The following is a 20,977-nucleotide window of genomic DNA, read 5'->3' as shown; positions in this document are numbered from 1 at the left end:
GAGTATTTGAAGAAAGATGAAAGTGACGTCCGCGCCTTCATCTTTCCCAAAATACTCACTGCACGCCGCTGGCCGCCCGCGCGCCGCCGGGGTGTTGCGCCGCCGCCGCACGCCGCTGTCACCGCATGTAAAGGCGGTTATGGCAGGCTGTCGTGGATCGCGGTCATTGCCGGGCCTGACACCCCCGGCACCCAGGAACAGGGCCCCTTTTGCAGGGGGCACGCAGAGACAACGTTTAGCGTGCGGGCGGATACGCCCGTCCCGCCTCCGCCCCCGTGGCGGCGCCGCCATCCTCAACCGCTGCACAGCGTGAGCGACATAGACAGTACCGAACAAGCACCGGCGGGGCAGGGGCCCTGGCCGGATAGCGGCAATTGTGCCGGTTCTGCGCAGAATTGCCCGCAAACCGCCGCAATTTCGCGCCCCATGCCGGTGCCCGTTGGCACCAGGGCGAGGAAGTAGGCGGAGACCACCCATGGGACTGAAAAAAGCCGTTGGCATCCTGTTGTGCAGCACCCAGGCGGTGATCGGTGCGGATTACTATATCCAGACCCGCGATGCGGGGCTGGGCTGGGGTGATCTCAGCGCCACCGATTACGGCACCATCGTGCAGGATCGCTTTGCCCGCGCCCGTGCCGCCAAGGCGGCAAGAGGTGACGCGGAAACGTCCCTGTGGGGCGACGTTGCCAGCTACGGCAAGAGCCTGCTGGGCGGCGGCGAGCAGCTGGCCGAAGCGCAGGCCGCCCCGCAGGAGGAGGCGCCGCAGCCGGTCTGCGTGCGCCGTGGCACCGTGGCCGACTGCTGAGCGCAGGCGCCGACACCGGTTTTCCAGCACAGCGATTCAGCCGAAATGCCGGGTGAAACAGGCCGTTGGCGGGGTTTTTCGCCAGAAACCTGTCGAGCTTGGCGCGCAAGGTCGGTTTTGGCTGTTTTTGCGTCGGCTGGATTTCGCGCCGCCGCACGCGCTTGGGCATAACCATTGCCAAGAATCTCATAACGCTGGAGAGCCGGAGAATGAAAACCCAAGTCAAAGCACTTGTTGTGGGCGGCGGCGCCGTCGGCACCTCGATTGCCTATCACCTGGCCAAGGCCGGGTGGGACGATGTCATGCTGATCGAACGGGACGAGCTGACTTCCGGTTCGACCTGGCACGCAGCCGGCCTGCTGCCGCTGTTCAACATGTCCTATGCGACCACCCACATCCACAAGTACTCGGTCGATTTCTACAAGACCCTGGAAGAGGAAACCGGCCTGAACGCGGGTTTCGCCGTGGTCGGCAACCTGCGCATGGCGCAGACCCAGGAGCGCATGGACGAATACATGCTCTATGCCTCCACCGCCGAGACCTGCGACGTGAAGTACGAGTGGCTGACCCCGGAACAGATCAAGGAACGCTGGCCGCTGATCGAAACCTCCGATCTGAAGGGCGCGATCTACCACACCGAGGACGGCTATATTAACCCTGCCGACGTGACCCAAGCGATGGCCAAGGGTGCCCGCCAGCGCGGCGTCGAGATCGTCCGCAAGATGCAGGCAGACGCGTTCCACTGGAACGGCACCCACTGGGAAGTCACCTGCACCAAGATGATCGAGAAGGGTGGCAACCTGGTCGAGTCCGACGAGAAGGTGGTGATCACCGCCGAGCACGTCGTGACCGCCTCCGGCAACCACGCGCAGCGCACCGCCAAGATGCTGGGCATCAAGATGCCGGCGATCCCGGTCGAGCATACCTTCATCGTCATGGATCAGGACCCCGAGCTGGTCAAATGGCGCGAAGCGGGCAACCCCGAGCACCCGGTGATCCGCGACGCCGACAACGAATCCTACGCCCGCGAGGAGCGCGGCGGCTGGATCCTCGGCATCTACGAGCACGGCGCACCGGCGCGGTTTGAGCATGGCGTGCCGGACAGCTTCCGCGCCGACCTGTTCCCGCTGGACCTCGACCGGATCGCCGACCAGTACATGGCGATGGCCGAGCGCGTGCCCTCCTGCGCCGAAAGCGGCCTCAAGGACGACTTCAACGGTCCGATCTGCTACACCCCCGACGGCAACCCGCTGGTCGGTCCGGCGCCGGGCCTGCGCAACATGTGGCTGGCGGAAGGCTTCTCCTTCGGCATCACCGCGGCGGGCGGCACCGGCTACTACCTGGCGCAGATGATGGTGGACGGCGAGGCCGAGATCGACATGGCGTCGCTCGACCCGAAACGCTACTCCTCCAACTGGATGACCACCGAGTTCGCGGCCCGCAAGAACGAGGAGTGCTACGAGCACGTCTACATCCTGCACCACCCGGACGAAGAGCGCGAAGCCTGCCGTCCGCTGCGCACCGCCCCCGCCTATGACCGTCAGAAGGCCCGCGGCGCACAGTTCGGCTGGGTCAACGGCTGGGAACGCCCGAACTACTTCGGCCCCGTCGATGCGCCGGAGAACTTCGACAGGGAAAGCCGCTCGTTCCGTCGTGGCAAGTGGTGGCAATACGCCGTGGAAGAGGCCAAGGCGATCCGCAACGGCGTTGGCCTGATCGACGCGACCGCCTTCACCAAGCATGTCGTCAAAGGCCCCGGTGCCACCCAGTTCCTCGACTGGTTCACCTGCAACAAGCTGCCGAAAGTCGGCCGCATCAACCTGACCTATGCGCTGACTTCACATGGCACCACGCGCACCGAATACACCATCGTGCGCAACGGCGAGAACAACTACTACCTGGTCTCCGCCGGTGCCTGGTCGGAGTATGACGCCGACTTCCTGCGCAAGGCGGCCGAGGACAAGATGGAGGAGTTCGGCTACATCGAGATCCAGGACGTGACCACCCAGTGGGGCGTCTTCGCCATCGCAGGCCCCAAGTCGCGCGACGTGCTGAAAGAGGTGATCGTCGACGCCGACCCGGAAACCGCGCTGTCCAACAAGCGTTTCCCCTGGCTGTCGGCCCGCCAGATCGAACTGGGCATGTGCCCGGTCAACGCGATCCGTGTGGCTTACACCGGTGAACTCGGCTGGGAGCTGCATCACCCGATCGAGATGCAGAACTACCTCTTTGACCTGCTGGAAAAGGCGGGCGAGAAGCACGGCATGAAGCTGGTCGGCGCCCGCGCCCAGAACTGGCTGCGCCAGGAGAAATCCTACCGCGCCTTCGGCAACGAACTGGGCCGCGACGCGACCCCGCTGGAAGCCGACCTGCCGCGTTTTGTCGACCTGGAGAAGGACTTCCACGGCAAGGAGAAGCTGATCGAGACCGGCGTGCGGGTGAAATGCTGCACCCTGCTGATCGACGGTCCCGAAGACGCCGATCCCTGGGGCCGCGAGGCGCTCTATGCCGAGGATGGCACCCGTGTGGGCCGTCTCACCTCCGGCGGCTACTCGGTCGCCTTCGAGAAATCCATCGGCATGGGCTATGTGAAGCCCGAGATGGCTGTCGAAGGCACCAAGCTGAAGGTCAAGATGCAGGACAAGCTGTGGGATGCGGTCGTGACCTGCGACAGCCCCTATGACCCGAAGAACGAGACCATCCGTCAGAACGGCTGACGTTCGCATGACACAGACGGAAAAGCCCCGGCGATCCTGCCGGGGCTTTTTCGTTGCGCGCGCAAGGTCGATGCGACGGCAAATTTTCCTTGTTTTCCGGAACTTTCCGCCCCGCCGCCCGTTGGTTGGACGAAGGAAACGAACAAAGGAGACAGCAGCATGAAACGCTTCGCGACGATCGCTCTTGTGACTGGTCTGGCAGCCGCCCCGGCGTTGGCCGAGACGCATATGGACTCCGACAACCTGATCCGCACCCGCGACATCACCGGTGGCGACATCTACACGCTGAACGGCCCGATGGATGATGACACCTGGGGCAACTGGGAAGCGGACGGCATCGGCCCGGACTGGAACGACATCGGTGAAATCGAGGATGTGATCCTGGATCGCAACGGCCAGATGAAGGGCGTTGTTGCCGAAGTGGGCGGCTTCCTGGACGTGGGCGACAAGCACGTGATGATCCCGGTCGAGGACATGCGCCTGGCGCCGGTGGATGACAAGCGCTACGTGATCGTTACCCGTTTCACCGAAGAACAGCTGGAACAGTTGCCGTCGGTTGACGAGGGTTGGTGGGACTAACGCCGCCGCTGTCAGCACAGCAACGCAAGAGGGGCCCTCGGCCCCTCTTTTGGTGTTCCGTGCCGCGGGGGGTAGCCCGTCAGCCGCGCGGTTTTTCCGCCGCCAGCGCCAGGTTGTTGGCGGGCATCTCCACCGCCTGCAGCAGCTCCAGCCCGGCGTCGTGCAGCCAGTCGATGACGTCGAAATCATCCTTGTAGCCGGTCTCGGGATCATGGGCGCGCAGGGCGGCGTCAAAGCTGCGGTCGCCCTCGCTGGTCAGCGCGCCGCCGCGCGTGAACGGGCCGTAGATCACGAAACGCCCGCCGGGTGCCAGCGCCGCGGCGGCCTCGGTGATCAGGCATTTCGCCTCCGCCTCGCTGACCAGGTGCAGGAGGTTCACCAGCACGATAAGATCCTGCTGCCCATGCTGCGCGGCCCAGCCCGGCGCGGTGGCGTCCAGCGCGACGGGGGGCAGGATGTTGTCCAGTCCGGCCTCCTGGATGTAGACGCGGATGCTGTCGCGGCGCACCGCGTCCACCTCGGTCGGCTGCCAGGTCAGGCCGGGCAGGCGGGCGGCGTGGGCGACCACATGCTGGCCGGTGCCACTGGCCAGCTCCAGCGCGCGGCCCCTCGGCGGCGCCACCATGGCCAGCAGTTGACCGATTGCCTCGCAGTTGCGGGCCGAGGCGGGCGCGAACAGCTTGCCGTCCTGCGGCAGGGCGACCGAGGCGGCGCCGGGAACAGACCGCACCGGCATCAGCGCAGCCGCCCCGGTGTCAGCGCGGAGACCGTGGCCGCCTCCAGCTCGGGCGCGCGCCCTGCGACCAGATCAGCGACCAGCTGTGCGGCCGCGGGGGCGGTCTGGATGCCATAGCCGCCTTGTGCCGCACACCAGATGAAGTCGGGCTGATCCGGCTCCGGCCCCAGCACCAGCGCGCCGTCGCGCACGAAGCTGCGCAAACCGGCCCAGTTGTGCTCCACCCGCGTCACCGGTTCGCTGACGTATGCCTCGTAACGCGCCAGCCCCTCGGCCAGCACCATGTCGTCGGCAAAGGCGTCATGCGGCTCTGCCGGGTCGGCCTCGGCCGGAGAGACCAGCAGCTTGCCAGCGTCCGGCTTGGCGTACCAGCTTTCGCCCGGGCCCATGAACATCGGCCAGCCGGTGACATCATGGCCGCCGGGGGCGGGCAGCCGCGCCATCGACCGGCGCTTGGGCTGCAGGCCGATCGGGGCGACCCCGGCCAGCCGCGCCACCTGGTCGGCCCAGGCGCCCGCCGCGTTGACCAGCTGCCGCGCCTCGAACAGCTCGCCGCCCGCGGTAACCTGCCAGCCCTGCGCGCTGCGGCTGATCGCGGTGACCGGCAGACGGGTGCGGATCACCGCCCCATTGGCGCGGGCTTCGCGGGCAAAGCCCTGCAGCAGCAGATCGGCGTCCAGGTCCTGCGGATCGGCATGCCAGGCCGCGCGGGTGATCCGGTTGGGGTGCAGGACCGGCACCATGGCGCAGGCCTCGGCGGCGCTGATTTCCTCCAGCCCCAACTCCGCCATTTCCTGCGCAAAAGCGGCGTCCTCGCCCGCGCCGCCCAGCAGCAGGAAACCGCGCGGCGACAGGCAGCCCGCAGCGCGGTGATGGGCGGCGCTGGCGCGGCTGAGCGCGACCACCGGGGCCGGGCCATAGGTCTCGGCGAACATCGCCGCCGACCGCCCCGAGGCGTGGTACCCCAGCGCCTCTTCCTGCTCCAGCACGGTGACGCGGCCCAGCTCCGACAGCCGTGCGGCGGCGCTGAGACCCGCCATGCCGCCGCCGATGACGATGAAATCCTGCACGGGCGTTACTCCTGCTCTTCCAGACGGTCGGTGGCCGGCGCGGGACGCGGGCTGAGCGCGCTGATGGCGCTGTAGAGATCGGCGTCCATGTCAAGTTCCAGCGCCGCCAGCGAGGGGCGCAGCTGCGCCTCGTTGCGGGCCGAGATGATCGGCATCGGACGGCTGGGATGCGCCGCTGCCCAGGCCACCGCCAGGGTGGCCGGATCGCAGCCGTGTTCCGCCGCCAGCGTCACCAGCCCTCGGGCCGCCTCATGCATGTACGCCTGCCCGTAGCGCGCGCCGTAGCGGCTGTCCTCGCGCAGCCGCCCGGCGCTGTCGCCGCTGGCATATTTGCCGGTCAGCAGCCCGCCGCCGAGCGGCGAGTAGGGGGCAACCGCGATGTCCTGATCGGCGCACATCGGCAGGATCTCGACCTCGGCCTGGCGTTTCACCAAAGAGTACATCGGCTGCAGGATATCCACCGCGACGCCCAGGTCCCGCCCCAGCATCTGGGCCTTCATCACCTGCCAGGCGGCAAAGTTCGACAGGCCGACATAGCGGATCCGCCCGGTCTCCTTCAGGGAGGCAAAGCACTCCAGCGTCTCGCGCAGGTCGGTCTGGGGATCAAACCGGTGCAGATACAGGATATCGACCATCTCTAGTCCCAGGCGGCGGCAGCTGTCGTCGAGCTGGGCGCGGATGTTGGCCGCACCGGCACCACCGGTATAGCCCGCCTTGGTGGCGATCAGCAGCGCGTCGCGCTCGGCGCGGATCAGATCGCCGAGGATACGTTCCGACTGGCCATCGGTATAGACCCAGGCGGTGTCGAAATGATTGATCCCGGCGGCGCGGCAGGCGTCATACATCGCCGCAGACTGCGCGGCATCGGCGCGGCCACCGAACTGCATGCAGCCAAAGGCAAATCTGCTCGCCGGGGTTGTGTCGGGGCTGGTCAAAAGCGTGGTTCTGGTCATGCCGCGACACTGCCACGCCGGGCGCGGATGGCAAAGGGGTTTCCCGCAGCTTTCCACAAAAGGCTTTGTCGGATCTGCAAGCGGTGCAACTATTGCATGTGCTTTCACCAAGTCATTTTGTATCAAAAGGGGCATTCGAATGACGACGCCAGAAGTTCATCCGATGGCAGCGGGCCACATACCGTCCTACGTGGTCGCTGCGGACGGCAGTGATTTCCTGTTCAGCTTCATGGCGGTGTTCACCGTCGTCATGGTCCTGCTGATCGGGGTGGCCTATTTCTCTCTGCACGCGCTGCCCGAGAGGATGGCGCACAAAAGCAATCACCCGCAGTTCCAGCTGGTCGGCATCCTGGCGCTGCTGGCGCTGTTTACCCACAACAATGTCTTCTGGATCGCGGCCATCCTGATCGCCGGCTTCCAGATCCCGGATCTGGTCAGCCCGCTGCGCGCCATCGCCGATGCGATCCGGGGGCAACGGGGCACGGCGGCGTCGCCAGCAGGGCAGGCCGCGCCGCCCCAGCCGACCCAGGGCAGCGCCTCTGCGCAGGGACAAGCCGTGGCAGGGGGCGCTGACCAATGATCGAGACACTTTTGTGCGCGCTGGTCACCATCCTGCCGGATTTTCTCTATCGCCGCTTCGTGCAGGGAAAGCGCATCGGCCGGGAGCTGACGCTGTTTTCCGTCTGGTATGAGCTGCGCTGGGGGCTGACCGCCTGCGTGATGCTGACGCTGATGGTGATCACCACGCTGTTCTACTTTCATCCCGCCACCAAGACGGTGGCCTCCTACTTTCGCACCGTGACCATCCTGCCGCAGGTTGGCGGCCGCGTTGCCGAGGTCTATGTCGAGAACAATCAGGAGGTTAAGGCAGGCGATCCGATCCTGCGGCTGGAAGGGCTCTCGCAGCAGGCGGCGCTGGAATCCGCGCGCGCGGCGATCGCCGAGGTGGCGGCCGCGCACAAACTGGCGGAAACCGATCTCGCCCGCGCAAAGGCGGGGATTGCCCAGGCGCAGGCAGCGCTGGCGCAGGCGCGGGATGATCTGGAGCGCAATCAGCAGCTGCGCGACCAGGGCTCCAGCGCGGTGCGGCTGACCGAGATCGAACGGCTGGAAAACCTGGTTGCCCAGCGGGAGGCCGCGGTGGAGGCCGCCGAGGCGCAGATGGCGGCAGTGCAGCAGCAGATCGATGTGCTGATCCCGGCCCGGATGTCCAGCGCCGAGGCGCAGTTGCACCTGGCCGAGGCCGAGCTGGACAAGACGCTTGTCACCGCCGGTGTCGATGCCCGGATCGAACAATTCGCGCTGCAGGTGGGCGATTATGTCAGCCCGGTGTTGCGCCCGGCGGGCATCCTGGTGCCGCTGGAGTCGGGCCGAAACCGCTTTCAGGCGGGGTTCAACCAGATGGCGGCACAGGTCATCAAGCCCGGCATGGTGGGGGAAATCGGCTGCATGACCAAACCGTTCACGGTGATCCCGATGGTGGTGGTGGCGGTGCAGGATGTCATTGCAACCGGCCAGCTGCGCCCGACGGATGAGCTGCGCGACCTCAAGAACATGCGCGAACCGGGCACCATCACGGTGATCATGGAACCGCTGTATGCGGGGATGGTGGAGCCGCTGCCCCCGGGCAGCAACTGCATCGCGAATGTCTACACCAGCAACCACGCGCGGCTGCAGGAGGATGACAGCCTTGGCACCGGCGAACGCCTGTTCCTGCATGTGGTGGATACCATCGGCGTCGTGCATGCGGCGGGCCTGCGGCTGCGCCTGTTGCTGATGCCGGTGACCACCCTGGTGCTGTCGGGTCATTGACCGTCTCCGCGGGGCGGCAGGCCATATTGCCGCCCCGTTTGGCCGCTAGGCTCCGGCGCGAGCAATTGCGCAAAGGAGAGTTCTGGTGAAACCGTTTGTGTCAGTCGCGGCCGCAGTGGTGTTGACGGCCTGTGCCGCCCCCGAAAGGCCCGATTACTGGACCGCCACCCGCACCGGCCACGGCGGGAATGGCAGCGCGCCGATGACAGCGCCGGATCTCGGGTATCGCGCCGGGGCGGAAGCCGCGCTTGCGCCGCATGTGGCGATGCGCCCGGGCGTCCACCGCACCCGCAGCGGCGCGCCCTGGCTGGTGGCCCATTCGGCGGGGTTTCAGGCCGGTGGCCCGCGGTTGAACCCGGCCGCGGCGGCGCAGGCGGCCTTGACCTACATGGAGCGGGAGCGCAGCGCCCCCTATGCCGCGCAGGCGGAGCTGGGGAACACGCGGGCTCGCTTTCGGATCGTCACCGTCGATGGCAGCAGCTTCGCGGTGCTCTTTGCCCTCAACATGCCCAAGGCCGACCTGCGCGCGCCGGACAGTGCGGCACTGCAGGCGCTGACCGCCCAAGCCGCGGGGCTGTCCGGTTGCAGTGTCATCGGGGCGCCGCTGGTGCAGCAGCACAAGGGGCAGGTCCGCAGGCTGGCAGCGCCGGTCTCCTGCGGCTGAGCCTTCCGCGTCGCGCCGGGCCGGGCCGGGCCGCCGCCCTGCCGCGCCTTGCTGCGCCGGAGCCGCGCAACAAAAAAAGGCCCGCCGACAGGCGGGCCTTTCGGGTGTCAGGGGCGCGGCTGACCGCGCGCCGCTTATTGCGGGATGTCGCCTTCCAGGCCTTCGACATAGAAGTTCATGCCGGCCAGGGTGCCATCGTCGGCCACTTCACCTTCGGCCAGCCAGTCGCTGCCGTCCTGCTTCTTCAGCGGGCCGGTGAAGGGGTGGTAGTCGCCAGAGGCAATCTTCTCGATCAGGGCTTCAGCCTCGGCTTTCACCTCGGCCGGAACCGCGTCGGTGATCTCGCCGATGCCGACCATGCCGGCGCCGATGCCGTCCCAGGTGTCAACCGACTCCCAGGTGCCATCCATCACGGCCTTGGTCCGGGCGATGTAGTAGGGCGCCCAGTTGTCGATGATCGAGGAAATCCGCGGCTTGGGGCCGTATTCCGCCATGTCGGAGGCCTGGCCGAAGGTGTAGACATTGCCGGCCGCCTGGGCCGCCGCCTGCGGCGCGGTGGAGTCGGTGTGCTGCAGGATCACGTCGGCGCCCTGTTCGATCAGCACCTTGGCCGCATCCGCTTCCTTGGCCGGGTCGAACCAGGTGAAGGCCCAGACGATCTTGAACTGGACGTCCGGGTTCACCTTCTTGGCGTGGATATAGGCCGAGTTGATGCCGCGGATCACTTCCGGGATCGGGTAGGAGCCGATGTAGCCGATGATGTTGCTCTCGGTCATGTGGCCCGCGATGGTGCCCTGCACGGCGCGGCCCTCGTAGAAGCGGGCCGAGTAGGTCGAGACGTTCTCGGCGCGCTTGTAGCCGGTGGCGTGTTCGAACTTCACGTTGGGGAATTTCTTGGCGACGTTGATGGTCGGGTCCATGTAGCCAAAGGAGGTGGTGAAGATCAGGTCCGCGCCTTCCAGCGCCATCTGGGTCATCACCCGCTCGGCGTCGGGGCCTTCGGCCACGTTTTCCACGTAAACGGTTTCAACCTTGTCGCCGAACTCGGCTTCGACCGCCTTGCGGCCCTGGTCGTGCTCATAGGTCCAGCCGCCATCGCCGACGGGGCCGACGTAGACAAAGCCCACCTTGGTCTTGTCCTGCGCCCAGGCCGCACCGGCGGCAAGGCCGAGCGCCACGGCGGCGCTGGTCAGAAGTTTGGTCAGTTTCATGTTTGGGACTCCCCGTTTTGGTTGTGTCGCCCAGGAGAGGACCCTGGGCGGGATCGTGTGCCGCCCGCCATATCAGCGGGAGGCATGGAAATTACGGCCGAGCGAGGCGGGTGCGCTGCTCTTGTCCGCCGAAAGGATAACAAGCACAATAATCGTAATCAGATAGGGCGACATTGCCAGATACTCGACCGGGATGGCAACGCCCGCCGCCTGCAGATTGAGCTGCACCACGGTGACACCGCCGAAAAGATAGGCACCCAGCAGCGCGCGCCAGGGCTTCCAGCTGGCAAACACCACCAGCGCCAGGGCAATCCAGCCGATGCCGGCGGTCATGCCCTCGGTCCACTGCGGCACGCGAATGAGGCTGATGTAGGCGCCGCCGAGACCCGCGCAGGCGCCGCCGAACAGGATCGCCAGAATACGGATGCGGATCACCTTGTAGCCGAGCGCATGGGCGGCCTCGTGGTTCTCGCCCACCGCGCGCAGCACCAGGCCCATGCGGGAATATTTCAGCACCCACCACACGGCGGCGGTCAGCGCGATGCCGAAGTAGAGGATGATGTCATGGCCGAACAGGATCGGGCCGACGACGGGCAGGTCGCTCAGCACCGGGATGTGGATGTCCCCCATCCGCGGCGGCTTCACCCCGACGTAGGACTGCCCCATCAGCGCCGAGAGGCCAAGGCCGAACAGCGTCAGCGACAGGCCCGAGGCGACCTGATTGGCCTGCGCGAACTGGGTCAGGATGGCAAACAGCACCGACAAAGCGGCACCGGCAAAGGCGGCGGCAAAGAAGCCCAGCAGGGGCGAGCCGCTCTCCACCGCGGTGGCAAAGCCCGCGATGGCGCCGACGATCATCATCCCCTCGACGCCGAGGTTCAGAACGCCGGATTTCTCCACCACCAGCTCGCCGATGGCGGCCAGCAGCAGCGGCGTCGCCGCGACCATCAGGGAGGCGATCAGCAGGACCGGGTTGATTGCAGACAGATCCATGTTACGCGACCTCCGGCTTGCCGATTGCGATGCGGAAATTGGTGAGCAGGTCGAACGCCAGCAGGAAGAACAGAAGCATCCCCTGGAACACCTGGATGGCGGCCGCGGGCAGCTGCAGGTTCGACTGCGCGATGTCGCCGCCGATATAGGTCAGCGCCATCAGCCCACCCGCCAGCAGGATGCCCACCGGGTGCAGGCGGCCAAGGAAGGCCACGATGATCGCGGTAAAGCCGTAGCCCACGTTGAAGTCGATGGAGATCTGGCCGGAGGGGCCGGAGACCTCGAACATGCCGGCCAGCCCGGCCAGCGCCCCGGACATGCCAAGGCAGAACAGCACCAGCCGCGCGGGGTTCACACCCGCGAACTTGGCCGCCCGCGGCGCCTCGCCGGTCAGGCGGATGTGGTAGCCGGTCATGTGGCGGTTCAGCAGCACATAGGCAAAGATCACCGCGATCAATGCGGCCACCACGCCCCAGTGCATGCCGGTGCCGGCGATCAGCTCGGCATTGTGGGCGCTGTCATAGGCCTGCAGGTTGCGCGAGCCGGGAAAGCCGAAGCCCTCGGGGTTCTTCAACAGCCCCAGCGAGACCGAGGCAAGGAACTGCTCGGCCACGTAGACCAGCATCAGCGAGACCAGGATCTCGTTGGTGCCGAAGCGGGTCTTCAGGATCGCCGGGATCATCGCCCAGGCCCAGCCGCCAAGCGCGCCGGCGATCACCATGATCGGGAAGATGTAGAAGGCCTCCAGCGGATAGAACGCAAGGCCGGCACCGGCGCCGCAGATGGCGCCCATGATGTACTGGCCCTCGGCGCCGATGTTCCAGATACCCGCGCGAAAGCCCAGCGACAGGCCGATGGCGATCAGCACCAGCGGCGCGCCTTTGACCAAAAGCTGCGGGCGGTAGTAGAAGGAAAACTCGCCGAACAGCGGTTCCCAGAAAATGGTGCGGATCGCCTCCACCGGCGGTTTGCCGAGGGCCGCAAACAGCAGCCCGCCGAACACCATCGTTGCCAGCACCGCCACCAGCGGCGTCGCCAGCGACCAGGCCCGCGACGGCTGCGGCCGTTTCTCAAGCCGGATCATTGCGCGGCTCCCTTTTCATCTTTCTTGAAATACTCCCGCCGGAGGCGGACACCGACCTCAGACATGCGCCACCTCCATGCCATGGGCACCGCCCATCATCAGGCCGATCTCTTCGACCGTCAGGCCCGCGGCCTCGCGCGGCGCGCTCAGGCGGCCCTCGTTGAGGGCGGCGAAGCTGTCGGAGATCTCCATCAGCTCATCCAGGTCCTGGCTGATGCAGATCACCGCGGCGCCCTTGGCGGCCAGGTCCAGCAGCGACTGGCGGATGGCGGCGGCGGCGGCGGCGTCGACACCCCAGGTCGGCTGGTTCACCACCAGCACATCCGGGTTCTGCAGCACCTCGCGGCCGATCACGAACTTCTGCAGGTTGCCCCCCGACAGGGAGCGCGCCGCATTGCCGGGGCCGGGCGTGCGCACGTCAAAAGCCTTGATGATGCGTTCGGCAAAATCCTTGGTCTTGCCCCAGTCGAGGAAACCGTTCTTCTCCAGCCCCTCGCGCACCGAACCGGTGAGCATGGCATTTTCCGTCAGGCTCATGTCCGGGGCGGCGGCATGGCCAAGGCGTTCCTCCGGCGCGGCCAGCACCCCCAGCGCGCGGCGCGCGGTGGGGCCGTGGCGGCCGATGGGCTGCCCGTGCAGCTTGACCGCATCCGCCGCCGTCAGAACCTCGCCCGACAGTACGCCCAGCAGTTCGTCCTGGCCATTGCCGGCAACGCCGCCGATGCCCAGAATTTCACCCTTGCGCACCGTCAGGTGCACGTTCTTGAGCGATGTGCCAAAGGCCGACGGGGCGGGCACCGACAGGCCGGTGATCGCCATCGCCACCTCGCCGAACTCGCGGGTCTTGCGCTGCGGGGTCTGCAACGAGCTGCCGACCATCATCTCGGCCATGTCGCGGGCCGAGGTCTCAGAAGGGGTGCATTCGCCGACGTTCTTGCCCAGCCGCAGGATGGTGGCGTGATCGCACAGGGTGCGGATTTCCTCCAGCTTGTGCGAGATATACAGGATCGAGGTGCCCTCGGCGCGCAGCTTCTGCAGGGTCTTGAACAGGATCTCCACCTCCTGCGGGGTGAGGACCGAGGTCGGCTCATCCATGATCAGCAGTTTCGGGTCCTGCAGCAGGCAGCGGATGATCTCGACCCGCTGGCGCTCACCGGCGGAGAGATCGCCGACGGTGCGGAACGGGTCCAGCGGCAGGCCGTAGGTTTCCGACACCTCGCGGATGCGGGCAGCTAGGTCGCGCATCTCCGGCGGGTTTTCCATGCCCAAGGCGATGTTCTCCGCCACGTTCAGCGCATCGAACAGCGAGAAATGCTGGAAAACCATGGCAATGCCATCGGCGCGCGCGGCGCGCGGTTCTGCCGGGGCAAAGGGCGCCCCGCGCAAAAGCATCTGGCCGCTGTCGGGTTTCACCAACCCGTAGATCATCTTGACCAGCGTCGATTTCCCGGCGCCGTTTTCGCCGAGCAGGGCGTGAACCTCGCCCTCGCCGATGTCAAAGGATACGCTGTCATTGGCCACAACGCCGGGATAGGCCTTGGTCAGGCCTTGCAGGCTTAGCAGGGGTACAGTCACGCGCGCCGGTCCTCTCTCAATCCGTGTTCTTCACCATGCCGCAACTGCGGCGGGAGTCGTGATGCCGCTTGCCACTGCGGGCCCGGCCCCGGCCGGGGCACCCGCAAAAAAGCGGCGGGAGCGGTGCAGGCAATCAGGTGATTCAACAGCGGCTGGCATAGCGTCTGATCCAGCACTTGGGAATAGGGCAGCCGCAATTGGCCTGTGTTTCCAGACCTCTGCGGCGTTGGTGCCGCAATGCGCCCGGCGCCGGAGACCCCCGCGCCAGTGCATGACCGAAAGAGATGAGCCATCATCCCCGGACCCTCCGCATTTCCCTGTTGACCCGTAGTGCCCCCTTCGATGCGGTGGGGAAGGAGGCGGGCTGATTATTGCTTGCTGTCGCCAGCCTAGGGAGCAGCCCCTTGTCAAAGCAAGAAAAACCGCCCCGCCACCGCCGCGGCTCGCAGCGCAAGTAAATTGCCGCATGAACAGGTATCACTTTATAATTAATGCGTTTTATCCGGTATTTCACGCGCGCTTACGGCATCGGGCGTGAAAGAGTTTCAACAGATCGGATAAAATACCACCCCGACCGCAGCGATTTTGGCGGGTGTTGGACCCGCGCCGGGCAGGGGCGCGGATGCCCTGGCAGGCGGGTGCAGAACGCCGTTCACCCCGGCGCGGCAATGGGATAGCTTTGCGGCATGACCAGCTCTCCCCGATTCATTCACCTGCGCACCCACACCGAGTATTCGCTGCTGGAAGGCGCGCTGCGGCTGAAGAAGCTGCCCGATCTGTGCAAGAAGCACGAGATGCCCGCCATCGCGGTGACCGACACCAACAACCTGTTCTCGGCGTTGGAATTCTCGGTCACGGCGAGCGGCGCCGGGGTGCAGCCGATCATCGGTTGCCAGGTCGACCTGCGGTATGCCGAGCCTGCGCCCGGCGAGCGGCCCAAGCCGCCCGCGCCGCTGGTGTTGCTGGCGCAGAGCGAGACCGGTTATGAGCACCTGATGAAGCTGAACTCCTGCCTGTACCTGCGGGAGGGCAACGAGCTGCCGCATGTGACGCTGGAGGAGCTGGCAGCGCATTGCGAGGGGGTGATCTGTCTCAGCGGAGGGCCGGATGGACCGGTGGGGCGGTTGCTGCAACAGGGGCAGCGCCCCGCGGCAGAGGCGCTGATGCAGCGGTTGAAAGCGATCTTTGCCGACCGGCTGTACGTGGAATTGCAGCGGCATCCGGGGGAGCATGGCCAGCCCGAGGCCGAGCAGCTGACCGAGCGCGGCCATGTCGAGATGGCCTATGCGATGGAGCTGCCGCTGGTTGCCACCAACGACGTCTATTTCCCGAACACGGAGATGTACGAGGCGCATGACGCGATGATCTGCATCGCCGAGGGGGCTTATGTTGACCAGGTGGAGCCGCGCCGCCGCCTGACCGCACAGCATTACTTCAAAAGCCAGGAGGAGATGGTCGCGCTGTTCGCCGACCTGCCGGAGGCGATTGAAAATACGGTGGAAATCGCCCGCCGTTGCGCCTTCATGGCGTATCGCCGTGATCCCATCCTGCCGAAATTCGCCGACGACGAGGTGGCCGAGCTGCGCCGCATCGCCAACGAGGGTCTGCAAAAGCGCCTGGCGGTGATCCCGCATGCGGTCAGCGTCGAGGAATATCAGGAGCGACTGGATTTCGAGCTGGGCATCATCGAGGGCATGGGCTTTCCCGGCTACTTCCTGATCGTTGCGGACTTTATCCAGTGGGCCAAGGACCACGGCATCCCGGTGGGGCCGGGGCGGGGCTCGGGTGCGGGCTCTTTGGTGGCCTATGCGCTGACCATCACCGACCTTGACCCCTTGCGCTACTCGCTGCTGTTCGAACGCTTCCTCAACCCGGAACGGGTGTCGATGCCGGACTTCGACATCGACTTCTGCATGGACCGCCGCGAGGAAGTCATCAAATACGTGCAGGAGAAATACGGCCGCGACAAGGTGGGGCAGATCATCACCTTCGGTGCGCTCTTGTCCAAGGCGGCGGTGCGCGACATGGGCCGGGTGCTGCAAATGCCCTATGGCCAGGTGGACCGGCTGTCCAAGCTGATCCCGGTCGAGGGCGTGAAGCCGATGTCGATCGCCGACAGTCTGAAGGAAGAACCGCGCCTGCGCGAGGAGGCCGAGAACGAGGAGGTCGTCGACCGGCTGCTGAAATACGGCATGCAGGTCGAGGGGCTCTTGCGCTCGGCCGGTACCCACGCGGCGGGGGTTGTGATCGGGGACCGGCCGCTGGACGAGCTGGTGCCGCTCTACCGCGATCCGCGCTCGGACATGCCGGCCACCCAGTTCAACATGAAGTGGGTCGAACAGGCCGGTCTGGTCAAATTCGACTTTCTGGGCCTGAAAACGTTGACGGTCATTCAGAACGCCGTGGACCTCATCAAGCAGTCCGGGCGTGACCTGCATGTCGCGGCCGATGGCACCCAGCTATACGAGCCACCGGAAGGGGCGGTGAACGAGATCAACGCCATCCCGCTGGATGACAAGGCGACCTACGACCTCTACTCGCGGGCGAAGACCGTGGCGGTGTTCCAGGTGGAATCCACCGGCATGATGGACGCGCTGAAGCGCATGAAGCCCACCTGCATCGAGGACATCGTGGCGCTGGTGGCGCTGTACCGTCCCGGCCCGATGGAAAACATCCCGGTCTATTGCGAGGTCAAGAACGGCCAGCGCGAGATCCAGTCGGTGCACCCGCTGATCGACCACATCCTGGAGGAAACCCAGGGCATCATCGTCTACCAGGAGCAGGTGATGCAGATCGCCCAGGTGATGGCCGGCTACAGCTTGGGCGGTGCCGACCTGTTGCGCCGGGCGATGGGTAAGAAGATCAAGGAGGCGATGGACGCCGAGCGGCCGAAGTTCGAGGCCGGGGCGGCCAAGAACGGTGTCGACAAGAAGAAGGCGAGCGAGGTCTTCGACCTACTGGAGAAATTCGCCAACTACGGCTTCAACAAGTCGCACGCGGCGGCCTATGCGGTGGTGTCCTATCAGACCGGCTGGCTGAAGGCGAACCACCCGGTCGAGTTCATGGCCGGCGTCATGAACTGCGATATCCACCTGACCGACAAGCTGGCGATCTACTTCGAAGAGGTGAAGAAGGGGCTGGGGCTGCCCTATGTGCCGCCCTGCGTCAACCGCTCGATGGCGACCTTCAACGTGGTGAACGGCGAGCTGGTCTACGCGCTGGGCGCGCTGAAGAACGTCGGCGTCGACGTCATGCGTCTCGTGACCGAGGCGCGCAGCGAAGGCGGCCAGGAGCGGCCGTTCGTGAACCTGTTCGACTTTGCCCGCCGGGTGAACCTGAAACGGGTCGGCAAACGGCCGCTGGAGATGATGGCGCGGGCAGGGGCCTTTGACCAGCTGGACAGCAACCGGCGGCGGGTGTTCGAGAGCCTCGGCGCGCTGGTCGACTATTCCGCGGCGGTGCATGACCAGCGCAACTCCAACCAGGTGTCGCTGTTCGGCGAGGCGGGCGAGGATCTGCCGGAGCCGCGGTTGCCGAATGTTCCCGACTGGCTGCCCGCCGAACGGCTGAGCGAGGAGTTCAAGGCGATCGGCTTCTACCTGTCCGGCCACCCGCTGGATGACTACATGCCCGCGCTCAAGCGCAAGAAGGTGATGACGCTGGACGAGGTGACGGCCAAGGCCGAACGTGGTCCCTTCATGGCCAAGATGGCCGGCGTGGTGGCCGGGCGTCAGGAGCGCAAATCAGCGCGCGGCAACCGCTTTGCCTTTGTCCAGCTCAGCGATCCCACCGGGGCCTTCGAGGTGACGCTGTTCTCGGAAGTGCTGGAAAAGTCGCGAGAATTCCTCGAGACCGGGGCCAAGGTGGTGATCACGGCCGAGGCCACGATGGAAAGCGACCAGTTGAAGCTTTTGGTGCGCTCGGTCGGGCCGGTGGACAGTGCGATTGCCGATGCCGGGCGCAGCTGCCTGCGGGTCTATCTCAACGACGTGTCGGCCGTGAACACCGTGGCGCAGGTGCTGGAAGATGCCAAATCGGCCGCCCGCAACGCCTCTCGCGGGGAGATCTTCATGTATTTGCAGGACCCCGGTCTGCCCGGCGATGTCGAGATGGACCTGGGCCAGCCGTTCCCCATCAACCCGCAGATCAAGGGCGCGCTGAAGTCGCTGGACGGGGTAATGGACGTGGAGGAGATCTGAGGGCAGGCGGCGCAGCGCGCCTGCCGCCGGATCCAGTCTGGATCACTTCCAGACCAGCTCGGCTCCGCTGAGGCAGACCGGCAGGGTCTCCGGGGGCATCTGGCCCAGCCCCTCGAACAGCTTGATGTAATTCAGGCTGGAGTGGATCGCAGAGATCTGGCCATTCTCGACCTTGAAGATCATCTGGCCATCGAAATCGAACGGTGGGCGGTGCGGGTGATTGGTCACATGCACGTCGAAACAGGTGATGACCCAATCGCCGGCTTCCTCGAAGACGCGGAAGGTGAACTCCGGCGCGCCGCCCAGCAGCGCCTTCATGGTGGACACGAAATCCGACGCGATGAACTGTTTGCCCATCAGGTTGGACACCGGCCCGGTGGCCTCGGTCTCGTCCGAGAACATCTCTCCCAGCACCGCGTTGTTGTCGCGGTACCAGACCTCTTCAAACCAAAAATGTACCAGTTCCGCGTTACTTGTCACTGCCAGCGTCCAATTTGTGCGTTTTGCGAACGCAATTAAAAAGGGCAAACCCATTTGCCAAGGCCAATTCAGCCCCAGCGTGCATGACCCTGCGGCAAATGCGCAAGCGGTTTCTTTGCGCGCGGCAAGTTTTCCACGCGCTGTGCTCCCGGCGCTGCGGCCGTCGGATGCTGTGTCGACCGGGCGGCGCAGGCGTCAGTAATGCGGCGGGCGCTCGTCGCCGAGGATCACGCCACCGGTGCCTTCCTGCTCGCGGCTTGCCTCGCGCTGCACCAGCAGGGCAACGCGGCGGGTCAGCACGTCGATCTCCTGTTGCTGGCGGGTGATCACGTCGCTCATCTCCTCCACGCTGCGGGTCAGATGGGCGATTTGCTCTTCCAGATGCTGCATGGTTCGGACCTCTGATTGCGGATGCATCTAAATAGGTGCGTTGGCGGCCAAGGTCCATGGTGTCCGGATAAAATCGCGGCCTGCGCCGGTCGGGATCTCGCGGGCCCCGGATTGGTTTTTACGCCTCTTCGGGCGCGACGCCGCGGCTCCTTCTTGCCGCCACGGCTTGCATCCGCTAGACCGCCACGCGAGTGAAACCGCTACCCGTGAGGAGGCCTCAGATGGCCAAAGTGAAGAAACAACCCCGCCCCAAGGCGCAAACGCCGAAGGGGTTCCGTGACTATTTTGGCGCGGAGGTGACCCAGCGAACTGAGATGCTGCGGGCCATCGCGGGTGTGTATCATCATTACGGCTTCGAGGCGCTGGAGTCCTCGGCGGTGGAAACCGTCGAAGCGCTGGGCAAGTTCCTGCCCGACGTCGACCGCCCCAACGAGGGCGTGTTCGCCTGGCAGGAGTTCGACGAAAAGGACAACGGCGAGTGGATGGCGCTGCGGTATGACCTGACGGCGCCCCTGGCGCGGGTCTACGCGCAGCACCGCAACGATCTGCCGACCCCCTATCGCCGCTATGCGATGGGGCCGGTCTGGCGCAACGAGAAACCCGGTCCGGGCCGTTTCCGCCAGTTCTATCAATGTGATGCCGACACCGTCGGCACGTCCTCGATGGCGGCGGATGCGGAGATCTGCGCGATGCTGTCGGACACGCTGGAGACCGTCGGCATTCCGCGCGGCGACTACCTGGTGCGGGTCAACAACCGCAAGGTCCTGAACGGCGTGCTGGAGGCCATGGGCCTTGCCGATGGCGACGCCAAGCGCGACGACGTGCTGCGCACCATCGACAAGTTCGACAAGGTGGGCGAGGCCGGCGTGCGCGAGCTGCTGACCAAGGGGCGGCTGGATGCCTCCGGTGCCTATATCGACGGCGTCGGCCTGTCGGAGGATCAGGCAGCCCCGGTGCTGGCCTTCCTCACCTCCAAGGCGGCGGATGCGGCGGGCACCCTCGCCAACCTGCGCGCCGCGGTGGGCGACAGCAAGGCGGGTCAGGAGGGCATTGCCGAGCTGGAGCAGATCGGCGAGCTGCTGGCCGCGGGCGGCTATGGCCAGGACCGGATCGAGATCGACCCCTCGGTGGTGCGTGGTCTGGGCTATTACACCGGCCCGGTGTTCGAGGCCGAGCTGACCTTTGAAATCCTCGACGAGAAGGGCCGCAAGCGGCAGTTCGGCTCGGTTTCGGGCGGCGGCCGCTATGACGGTCTGGTCAAGCGTTTCACCGGCCAGGAAGTGCCCGCGGTGGGGGTCTCCATCGGCGTCGACCGGCTGCTGGCGGCCCTGCATGCCAAGGGCCGTCTGACGGCCGAGGCAACCGGCCCGGTGGTGGTCACGGTGATGGATCGCGCCCGGATGGCCGACTATCAGGCGATGGTCGCGGAGCTGCGCAATGCGGGCATCCGCGCCGAGGTCTACCTCGGCAATCCCAAGAACTTCGGCAACCAGCTGAAATACGCGGACAAGCGCAACTCGCCGGTCGCGGTGATCGAGGGGGGCGACGAGAAGGCAAACGGCGTGGTGCAGATCAAGGACCTGATCCTCGGCGCCAAGATCGCCGAGAACGCCACATTGGAAGAGTGGAAGGAACGCCCCAGCCAGTTCGAAGTGCCGCGCACGGAACTGGTTGCCAAGGTGCGTGAAATCCTCGACGGGCAGGGCTGA

Annotated in this window: 17 protein-coding genes; 8 read left to right on the top strand and 9 right to left on the bottom strand. The window is 65.9% G+C overall.

Annotation, left to right across the window (positions count from 1 at the left end):
- The first annotated feature begins 475 nt into the window (after positions 1-475).
- From ACZ52D_RS03140 to ACZ52D_RS03130, 3 genes are all read left to right on the top strand, one after another.
- Positions 476-805: a hypothetical protein gene (locus tag ACZ52D_RS03140; protein ID WP_369926943.1), complete on the top strand. Its 330-nt coding sequence runs from the start codon at positions 476-478 to the stop codon at positions 803-805.
- Positions 806-1,014: 209 nt separating this feature from the next.
- On the top strand, positions 1,015-3,522 hold the full coding sequence (locus ACZ52D_RS03135; RefSeq protein ID WP_369926945.1) for a GcvT family protein: 2,508 nt from the start codon (positions 1,015-1,017) through the stop codon (positions 3,520-3,522).
- Between the two features lie 159 nt (positions 3,523-3,681).
- Positions 3,682-4,101, top strand: a complete 420-nt coding sequence (locus ACZ52D_RS03130; RefSeq protein WP_464442520.1) for a PRC-barrel domain-containing protein — start codon at positions 3,682-3,684, stop codon at positions 4,099-4,101.
- Between the two features lie 79 nt (positions 4,102-4,180).
- On the opposite strand, the gene ACZ52D_RS03125 is transcribed toward ACZ52D_RS03130, so the two are convergent.
- The 3 genes from ACZ52D_RS03125 to ACZ52D_RS03115 are packed head-to-tail and all read right to left on the bottom strand — an operon-like array spanning position 4,181 to position 6,860.
- The gene (locus tag ACZ52D_RS03125) at positions 4,181-4,837 is read right to left on the bottom strand and encodes a DUF938 domain-containing protein (RefSeq protein WP_464442519.1); all 657 of its coding nucleotides are present in this window, start codon (positions 4,835-4,837) and stop codon (positions 4,181-4,183) included.
- On the bottom strand, positions 4,837-5,907 hold the full coding sequence (locus ACZ52D_RS03120; protein WP_464442518.1) for an NAD(P)/FAD-dependent oxidoreductase: 1,071 nt from the start codon (positions 5,905-5,907) through the stop codon (positions 4,837-4,839). The genes ACZ52D_RS03125 and ACZ52D_RS03120 overlap by 1 nt, the downstream gene beginning before the upstream one ends.
- A gap of 5 nt (positions 5,908-5,912) precedes the next feature.
- Positions 5,913-6,860, bottom strand: a complete 948-nt coding sequence (locus ACZ52D_RS03115; RefSeq protein ID WP_464442517.1) for an aldo/keto reductase — start codon at positions 6,858-6,860, stop codon at positions 5,913-5,915.
- A gap of 139 nt (positions 6,861-6,999) precedes the next feature.
- Between ACZ52D_RS03115 and ACZ52D_RS03110 the strand changes: the two genes are divergently transcribed.
- From ACZ52D_RS03110 to ACZ52D_RS03100, 3 genes are all read left to right on the top strand, one after another.
- Positions 7,000-7,440: a hypothetical protein gene (locus ACZ52D_RS03110; RefSeq protein ID WP_464442516.1), complete on the top strand. Its 441-nt coding sequence runs from the start codon at positions 7,000-7,002 to the stop codon at positions 7,438-7,440.
- On the top strand, positions 7,437-8,672 hold the full coding sequence (locus tag ACZ52D_RS03105) for an HlyD family secretion protein (RefSeq protein WP_464442515.1): 1,236 nt from the start codon (positions 7,437-7,439) through the stop codon (positions 8,670-8,672). Before ACZ52D_RS03110 ends, ACZ52D_RS03105 begins: the two co-directional genes overlap by 4 nt.
- A gap of 85 nt (positions 8,673-8,757) precedes the next feature.
- Positions 8,758-9,336, top strand: coding sequence for a hypothetical protein (locus tag ACZ52D_RS03100; RefSeq protein WP_464442514.1), 579 nt, complete (start codon positions 8,758-8,760; stop codon positions 9,334-9,336).
- A 134-nt stretch (positions 9,337-9,470) separates the two neighbouring features.
- Here ACZ52D_RS03100 and ACZ52D_RS03095 read toward each other — a convergent pair whose 3' ends face one another.
- The 4 genes from ACZ52D_RS03095 to ACZ52D_RS03080 all read right to left on the bottom strand — a co-directional run bounded on the left by ACZ52D_RS03095 (position 9,471) and on the right by ACZ52D_RS03080 (position 14,199).
- On the bottom strand, positions 9,471-10,547 hold the full coding sequence (locus tag ACZ52D_RS03095; protein ID WP_222455201.1) for a BMP family ABC transporter substrate-binding protein: 1,077 nt from the start codon (positions 10,545-10,547) through the stop codon (positions 9,471-9,473).
- Between the two features lie 72 nt (positions 10,548-10,619).
- Entirely contained in the window at positions 10,620-11,540 is a 921-nt protein-coding gene (locus tag ACZ52D_RS03090) for an ABC transporter permease (RefSeq protein ID WP_222455200.1), read from the bottom strand.
- A gap of 1 nt (position 11,541) precedes the next feature.
- A complete protein-coding gene (locus ACZ52D_RS03085; protein ID WP_222455199.1) occupies positions 11,542-12,624 on the bottom strand; it encodes an ABC transporter permease in 1,083 nt (360 codons plus the stop codon).
- A gap of 57 nt (positions 12,625-12,681) precedes the next feature.
- Positions 12,682-14,199, bottom strand: coding sequence for an ABC transporter ATP-binding protein (locus tag ACZ52D_RS03080; RefSeq protein WP_222455198.1), 1,518 nt, complete (start codon positions 14,197-14,199; stop codon positions 12,682-12,684).
- A gap of 686 nt (positions 14,200-14,885) precedes the next feature.
- Between ACZ52D_RS03080 and dnaE the strand changes: the two genes are divergently transcribed.
- Complete coding sequence (gene dnaE, locus ACZ52D_RS03075; RefSeq protein WP_464442513.1) at positions 14,886-18,398, top strand: DNA polymerase III subunit alpha; 3,513 nt, start codon at positions 14,886-14,888, stop codon at positions 18,396-18,398.
- Positions 18,399-18,440: 42 nt separating this feature from the next.
- Here dnaE and ACZ52D_RS03070 read toward each other — a convergent pair whose 3' ends face one another.
- On the bottom strand, positions 18,441-18,878 hold the full coding sequence (locus ACZ52D_RS03070) for a nuclear transport factor 2 family protein (RefSeq protein WP_222455196.1): 438 nt from the start codon (positions 18,876-18,878) through the stop codon (positions 18,441-18,443).
- 195 nt (positions 18,879-19,073) lie between these two features.
- Positions 19,074-19,268 carry a SlyX family protein gene (locus tag ACZ52D_RS03065; RefSeq protein WP_222455195.1) on the bottom strand — a complete coding sequence of 65 codons (195 nt, stop codon included), beginning with the start codon at positions 19,266-19,268 and terminating at the stop codon, positions 19,074-19,076.
- 221 nt (positions 19,269-19,489) lie between these two features.
- Between ACZ52D_RS03065 and hisS the strand changes: the two genes are divergently transcribed.
- Positions 19,490-20,977: a histidine--tRNA ligase gene (gene hisS, locus ACZ52D_RS03060; protein WP_417474102.1), complete on the top strand. Its 1,488-nt coding sequence runs from the start codon at positions 19,490-19,492 to the stop codon at positions 20,975-20,977.

The organism is Leisingera sp. S2M4, assembly GCF_055398055.1.
Note: the sequence above shows the minus strand (reverse complement) of the source record. Positions and strands in the feature narration are given on the sequence as shown.

What these genes read in the sequence shown, in the direction of transcription:
- ACZ52D_RS03140 (WP_369926943.1), top strand. Translation starts at nt 476, where the DNA reads ATGGGACTGAAAAAAGCCGTTGGCATCCTGTTGTGCAGCACCCAGGCG.
- hisS (WP_417474102.1), top strand. Translation starts at nt 19,490, where the DNA reads ATGGCCAAAGTGAAGAAACAACCCCGCCCCAAGGCGCAAACGCCGAAG.
- ACZ52D_RS03105 (WP_464442515.1), top strand. Translation starts at nt 7,437, where the DNA reads ATGATCGAGACACTTTTGTGCGCGCTGGTCACCATCCTGCCGGATTTT.
- ACZ52D_RS03125 (WP_464442519.1), bottom strand. Translation starts at nt 4,837, where the DNA reads ATGCCGGTGCGGTCTGTTCCCGGCGCCGCCTCGGTCGCCCTGCCGCAG.
- ACZ52D_RS03115 (WP_464442517.1), bottom strand. Translation starts at nt 6,860, where the DNA reads ATGACCAGAACCACGCTTTTGACCAGCCCCGACACAACCCCGGCGAGC.
- ACZ52D_RS03130 (WP_464442520.1), top strand. Translation starts at nt 3,682, where the DNA reads ATGAAACGCTTCGCGACGATCGCTCTTGTGACTGGTCTGGCAGCCGCC.
- dnaE (WP_464442513.1), top strand. Translation starts at nt 14,886, where the DNA reads ATGACCAGCTCTCCCCGATTCATTCACCTGCGCACCCACACCGAGTAT.
- ACZ52D_RS03095 (WP_222455201.1), bottom strand. Translation starts at nt 10,547, where the DNA reads ATGAAACTGACCAAACTTCTGACCAGCGCCGCCGTGGCGCTCGGCCTT.
- ACZ52D_RS03110 (WP_464442516.1), top strand. Translation starts at nt 7,000, where the DNA reads ATGACGACGCCAGAAGTTCATCCGATGGCAGCGGGCCACATACCGTCC.
- ACZ52D_RS03090 (WP_222455200.1), bottom strand. Translation starts at nt 11,540, where the DNA reads ATGGATCTGTCTGCAATCAACCCGGTCCTGCTGATCGCCTCCCTGATG.
- ACZ52D_RS03085 (WP_222455199.1), bottom strand. Translation starts at nt 12,624, where the DNA reads ATGATCCGGCTTGAGAAACGGCCGCAGCCGTCGCGGGCCTGGTCGCTG.
- ACZ52D_RS03135 (WP_369926945.1), top strand. Translation starts at nt 1,015, where the DNA reads ATGAAAACCCAAGTCAAAGCACTTGTTGTGGGCGGCGGCGCCGTCGGC.
- ACZ52D_RS03065 (WP_222455195.1), bottom strand. Translation starts at nt 19,268, where the DNA reads ATGCAGCATCTGGAAGAGCAAATCGCCCATCTGACCCGCAGCGTGGAG.